The sequence below is a fragment of the Streptomyces sp. NPDC056948 genome, assembly GCF_042674225.1.
GTDB classification, from domain to species: Bacteria; Actinomycetota; Actinomycetes; order Streptomycetales; family Streptomycetaceae; genus Streptomyces; species Streptomyces purpurascens.
This window is the reverse complement of record NZ_JBHUQX010000513.1, coordinates 1-5,848: the sequence shown is the minus strand read 5'-3', so window position 1 is coordinate 5,848 and position 5,848 is coordinate 1. Positions and strand designations below refer to the sequence as shown.

Annotated in this window: 5 protein-coding genes; 4 read left to right on the top strand and 1 reads right to left on the bottom strand. The window is 72.2% G+C overall.

Going from position 1 to position 5,848, the window contains the following annotated elements; genetic code table 11:
• The first annotated feature begins 194 nt into the window (after nucleotides 1-194).
• On the top strand, nucleotides 195-1,322 hold the full coding sequence (locus tag ACFTZL_RS39810) for an alpha/beta hydrolase family protein (RefSeq protein WP_382593887.1): 1,128 nt from the start codon (nucleotides 195-197) through the stop codon (nucleotides 1,320-1,322).
• A gap of 352 nt (nucleotides 1,323-1,674) precedes the next feature.
• A complete protein-coding gene (locus ACFTZL_RS39805; protein ID WP_382593884.1) occupies nucleotides 1,675-2,925 on the top strand; it encodes a hypothetical protein in 1,251 nt (416 codons plus the stop codon).
• A 23-nt stretch (nucleotides 2,926-2,948) separates the two neighbouring features.
• Here the strand turns inward: ACFTZL_RS39805 and ACFTZL_RS39800 are convergent, their stop codons facing one another.
• Entirely contained in the window at nucleotides 2,949-3,362 is a 414-nt protein-coding gene (locus ACFTZL_RS39800) for a VOC family protein (protein ID WP_382593881.1), read from the bottom strand.
• 157 nt (nucleotides 3,363-3,519) lie between these two features.
• Between ACFTZL_RS39800 and abc-f the strand changes: the two genes are divergently transcribed.
• Nucleotides 3,520-5,118 carry a ribosomal protection-like ABC-F family protein gene (gene abc-f, locus ACFTZL_RS39795; protein WP_382593878.1) on the top strand — a complete coding sequence of 533 codons (1,599 nt, stop codon included), beginning with the start codon at nucleotides 3,520-3,522 and terminating at the stop codon, nucleotides 5,116-5,118.
• A gap of 335 nt (nucleotides 5,119-5,453) precedes the next feature.
• Nucleotides 5,454-5,672, top strand: a complete 219-nt coding sequence (locus ACFTZL_RS39790) for a helix-turn-helix domain-containing protein (protein WP_010037790.1) — start codon at nucleotides 5,454-5,456, stop codon at nucleotides 5,670-5,672.
• Nucleotides 5,673-5,848 lie beyond the last annotated feature (176 nt).

Here is a 5,848-nt window from a genome sequence, read left to right as displayed (position 1 = left end):
GCCGCCGGCATCCCGCCCCGCGGCTGCGGCCACCGCTCCGCCGGCCGCCCGGGCGCGTCCACCGGATACCGTCGCCCCGCCGATCACCCGCGCCCCGGCGCTCGTCTCCCGGCCGGTCACCCGCGCCCCGGCGCACGTCACCCCACCGCCCCCGCCCACTGGTCCGGAGCCCGGTCCGCCGGGACACTGGAGCCGTGCGCACTGTCAAAGCGGCGGCCGCCGCCGCCACCGCCGTGATCGGAGCCGGCGCAGCCGCCGTGGCCGCCGGCCGGTTCGCCAGCGACGCCGCGCTCAAGGCGCCTCCCGGCAGGCCGCTGCCCACCGAACCCCGGCTCACCGTGCACGGCACCGCCGCCGGGCAGATCAGCCTCACCCGGCACCTGGCCGCCCTGCGGCCCGGCCGCTACGGCCTCTCCGGTGACGGCTCCCACGCGGTGGTCGGCCCCGTCCTGACCACCGCCCCGCACACCGCCGACACCGTCGTACGCCGCCTGGAGAGCGTCACGCACGGCACCCTGAAGTCCGGCGACAAGGCCTGGCTCACCGCGAACGTGTACGTCGGCAACCCGAGCGACGCCCTCGGCCTCGAACACGCCGACGTCGACATCCCCGGCGAACTCGGCGCCCTGCCCGCGTGGTTCGTGCCCGGCGCCCGGGACACCTGGGTGATCGCCGTGCACGGCCTGGGCACCACGCGGGAACTGGCCATGAACGTCATGGAGTTCCTGCACCGCAACCGCTTCCCGGTGCTCGCCCTCGCCTACCGCGGCGACCTGGGCGCACCCCGCCGGCCCGACGGGCTGAACCACCTCGGCGAGACCGAGTGGCGCGACCTCGACGCGGCGATCCGCTACGCCGTGCGCCACGGTGCCCGGCAGGTCGTCCTGCACGGCTGGTCCACCGGCGCCACCATGGCGCTGCGCGCCGCCGCGCACTCGGGACTGCGCGACCGCGTCTCGGGGCTCGTCCTGGACTCCCCGGTGCTCAGCTGGCAGACCACCCTGCGGGCCCTCGCCGCGGCCCGCCGCACCCCGGGCCCGCTGCTGCCCCTCGCGGTCCGCGCCGCCCAGGGCCGCACCGGTCTGTACGACGACGGCGTCGCGGGCCCGGCCCCGTTCGACGGGCTCCACATCCCGGCACTCGTCTTCCACGGACCGGACGACACGGTGGCTCCCTGGCGGTTCTCCCGTCACCTCGCCGACGCGCGCCCCGACATGGTCGCCCTGTACACCGTCGGCAACGCGCCCCACGGAGCGATGTGGAACGCCGACCCGCACGCCTACGAGGAGGCGCTGCGACGCTTCCTGACGCCTCTCATGTGACCCCTGCATCGCCCCTGCGCCCCGTCGCGACCATGTCCCGCCCGGCTCTCCACCGACCGGTCGTGAAGATTCCGTTTAGCGTCGTACCACTGGCTTGTTTCCGGCCCTCGGCCGCTCGCCGGGCCCGGTGCGTTGGCCATCCCCGTCGCCCGCCGTGACATTCCGTTTGGGTTTTCGGACCGTCAACCGGAAGACTGCACCCGTGACGTCCCGTATCCCGCGCGACTCCAGGCTTCGACTCGTCCGCCCGCGACCCCTGGCCGCCGCCCCCAGAGCGATGAACCAGCGGCGCTCGCGCCGACCCGCACCGCGCCCCCCGGAGGGCACCCCGGCACCGGCGGAGCTGGCCAGAATGGCGCGCTCAGGTCTGGCCGCCGCGGCCCGCGTCGCCCGCTGGGCCGACGCGGCGCTCGGCCCCGGCGGGGACAGCGCCACCGCCGACGGCAAGGCCACTCTCTCCGACGCGACCGCCGAACGGGCCGCCCGCGACCTGGGTCTGACCTCGGCTCAGGTCAGGGGCGACTGGGACACCGCCCGCCTCGCCGGACTCGTCGAGGTGCACGGCGACAGCGCCCGCCCCGGCTGGCGGCTGCGCGCCTGGGACCGCGACGACAGCGCCGTCCTGCGCGGCTGGGTCGCCCTCTTCGACGCCTGGTCGCTCGCCCATCCGGAGCCCGAGGACCGCGAGGCCGCCGCCGTCGCCGAGGTCGTCTCCGCCATGCCGCAGGCGCTCTCCTTCCTCCAGCTCTCCGCCGGCCCCGTCCCCGTGGAGCAGCTCCTCGACCTCCTGGAGCAGCGCGTCACCGAGCTGCGCACCGCACGCTGCGAGATCCCCTACGGCCCCCAGCCCGAGCCGGTCGCCGAGCCGGAGCCCACCGACGCCCCGCTCGCCCCCCTCCTCGACTGGGCCCTGCGCGCCCTCGCCTCCGTCGGCGCCCTCACCTACGGCGACGGCCAGGCCACGCTCACCCCGCTCGGGAGCTGGGCCGTCTGGGTCAAGCTGGAGCAGATCTGCGTCGCCGCGCAGAGCCCCGCCGGGAACATCGAGCAGGCGGCCGAGGACATGCTCCGCGGCTGCGCCCAGCTGCGCCCGAACGCGGCCCGCGCCGAGTACCGCGCCTGGCTCGCCGCCCGCCCCGTCGGCAGCGCCGTCACCGAACTCCTCGGTGCCGCCCGCGGCGAGGACGCCCTGCTGCGCGGCCTCGCCTTCGAGGCGCTGCGCGTGGTCGGCGCCCCCGCCGAGCCCGACGTCCGCGGCGTCGTCGCCGAGCCGACGCTCAGGCCGTACGCCCTGCTGTGGCTGGCCGAGCACGACGGCGCCGACCCGGAGGACGCCCACGAGGTCCTCACCCGTCAGGAGGCGACCTGGCTGTGGGTGGACACCGCGGCCGCCGTCGCCGACCACGGTGAGGCCCCGCTGCTCGTCCGCCATCTGGAGTCAGCGGTGCAGCCGACCATCCCGATGCTCCTCGACGAGGTACGTGCCGTAGGACACCCGCGCACCGTGCAGGTCCTGGTCGCCCTCGCCGCGGCCCACCCCGACCCGGCCCTGGCCAAGGCCGTACGGCGGGCCGCGTTCCAGGTGCACACCGGCGGCAGCTAGCGGCCAGGGGTCCGGTGGGGCTCTCAGCCCGCTATCTCGGGCGCGTACGTCCCGAAGCTCCACACATTGCCCTCGAGGTCCCGGGCCAGGTAGTTCCGCGAGCCGTAGTCCTGATCCGTCGGGGGCATCAGGATCTCCACGCCGTGGTCCACGGCGCGGCGGTGGTGTGCGTCCACGTCGTCCACCACCACGTACACCCCCGCGGTGCCCGCGTCCTTCATGGCCGTGTCGAACAAGCCGCCGCGGCCCTTGGTGCCGACCATCACCGCGCCGTTGCCCTGCGTCAGCTCGGCGTGCATCACCGAGCCGTCCTCGCCCTCGTACACCGAGAGCTCCGTGAAGCCGAAGGCCTCCGTGAGCTGCCGGATCGCCGTCTTCGCGTCCGCGTAGAGCAGCGTCGGATAGATGCTCGGACGTCCACCGGAGGCGCCTGCCATCGCGATCACTTCCTCGTTGTCCTGCTGCCTGACTCAGTCAAAAAGTGCTTGCACGTCCCCGTTAGACTGTCTCTCATGGCCATTCTCCTCGCGCATTAGACGGCGGGAACGTCCTCAGCCGCCCATCCCGCCCCCGTATCCGCCCTGGAGTCTGTCCGTGATCTCCGCCTCCGGTATCGAGCTGCGCGCCGGTGCCCGCGTCCTCATCGAAAACGCCACCTTCCGTGTCGCCAAGGGCGACCGCATCGGCCTGGTCGGCCGCAACGGCGCAGGGAAGACCACCCTCACCAAGTGCCTCGCCGGCGACGGCATCCCCGCCGGCGGCACCATCACCCGCTCCGGCGAGGTCGGCTACCTCCCGCAGGACCCCCGCACCGGCGACCTCGACATCCTCGCCCGCGACCGCATCCTCTCCGCGCGCGGCCTGGACGTGCTGATCCGCAAGATGCGCGAGAACGAGCAGCGCATCGCCAGCGGCAAGGGCGGCACCCGCGACAAGGCGCTCAAGCAGTACGAGCGCCAGGAGACGGAGTTCCTCACCAAGGGCGGGTACGCCGCCGAGGCCGAGGCCGCCACCATCGCCGCCGCGCTCAACCTGCCCGACCGCGTGCTCGGCCAGCCCCTGCACACGCTCTCCGGCGGTCAGCGCCGCCGTATCGAGCTGGCCCGCATCCTGTTCTCCGACGCGGACACGCTGCTGCTCGACGAGCCGACCAACCACCTCGACGCCGACTCGATCATCTGGCTGCGGGACTACCTGAAGACCTACCGCGGCGGCTTCATCGTGATCTCCCACGACGTCGACCTGGTGGAGACGGTCGTGAACAAGGTGTTCTACCTGGACGCCAACCGCTCCCAGATCGATGTCTACAACATGGGCTGGAAGCTCTACCAGCAGCAGCGCGAGTCCGACGAGAAGCGCCGCAAGCGCGAGCGTCAGAACGCCGAGAAGAAGGCCTCCGCGCTGCATTCGCAGGCCGACAAGATGCGGGCCAAGGCCACCAAGACCGTCGCCGCGCAGAACATGGCCCGCCGGGCGGACAAGCTGCTGGCCGGCCTGGAGGCCGAGCGGAAGTCCGACAAGGTCGCCAAGCTGCGCTTCCCCGAGCCCTCCCCGTGCGGCAAGACCCCGCTCATGGCCGAGGGTCTGTCGAAGTCCTACGGATCGCTGGAGATCTTCACCGACGTCGACCTGGCCATCGACAAGGGCTCGCGCGTCGTCATCCTCGGCCTCAACGGCGCGGGCAAGACGACCCTGCTCCGGCTGCTCGGCGGAGCCGAGACGCCCGACACCGGCGAGGTCATCGAGGGCCACGGCCTCAAGCTCGGCTACTACGCGCAGGAGCACGAGACCCTCGACCCGGAGCGCACGGTCCTGGAGAACATGCGCTCGGCCGCCCCCGACCTGGACCTGGTGGAGGTCCGCAAGACCCTCGGCTCGTTCCTGTTCTCCGGCGACGACGTCGACAAGCCGGCCGGGGTCCTCTCCGGCGGCGAGAAGACCCGTCTGGCGCTGGCCACCCTGGTGGTGTCCTCGGCGAACGTCCTGCTCCTCGACGAGCCGACCAACAACCTCGACCCGGCCAGCCGCGAGGAGATCCTCGGCGCGCTGCGCACGTACAAGGGCGCGGTCGTCCTCGTCACGCACGACGAGGGCGCGGTCGAGGCGCTCCAGCCGGAGCGGATCATCCTGCTGCCGGACGGTGTCGAGGACCTGTGGGGTGCCGACTACGCGGACCTCGTCGCCCTCGCTTGATCGAATACGTGATCAACGGCGTATGGATCATTCGGCCTAGCGGTGATCCATCATCTGTGTGAGATCTCCTCGTACCGAGGTGTGTCCTACATCGATTTCGCGGCCGAGCCCCCGATTCTTCCGGGCTCGGCCGTGACGCCTTTCTGACCTGGCATTTTCCGCGGCAATCCGTTCGGGCGTACGGACGCCGCCCTTCGGAATTCCGCATTCCGGATATGGGGATGTGCTCCCGTCGTCACAATCTTGTCTCACGGACCTTGCCGAATGGGTGGCCATCAAGGCCCGGAGGGGTGATCATGAGGAGACCAGAGCGCACTTCCCATGAGGAGGCACGGGTGGCCGAGACTCTGAAGAAGGGCAGCCGGGTAACCGGCGCCGCGCGCGACAAGCTCGCGGCAGACCTGAAGAAGAAGTACGACGCCGGTGCGAGCATCCGGGCGTTGGCCGAGGAGACCGGCCGCTCGTATGGCTTTGTGCACCGCATGCTCAGTGAGTCGGGCGTCACGCTGCGAGGGCGTGGCGGGGCGACCCGGGGCAAAAAGGCCACGGCCTGACCCCGGGTGGCCCCTCGGCTTCGATGGTGGCCACCCGGTCGGTCGGCTGATCGACCGGGTGGTTACTGTGCAGTCACTTAGCTGACCGCACACATCGGAGGCGTCCATGGCTTCGCCCGACAAGGACCTCGTTCCCGTACTCGACAAGGACGGCGTACGGCTCACCGTCGACGACG

What these genes read in the sequence shown, in the direction of transcription:
- ACFTZL_RS39805 (WP_382593884.1), top strand. Translation starts at nt 1,675, where the DNA reads ATGGCGCGCTCAGGTCTGGCCGCCGCGGCCCGCGTCGCCCGCTGGGCC.
- ACFTZL_RS39800 (WP_382593881.1), bottom strand. Translation starts at nt 3,362, where the DNA reads ATGGCAGGCGCCTCCGGTGGACGTCCGAGCATCTATCCGACGCTGCTC.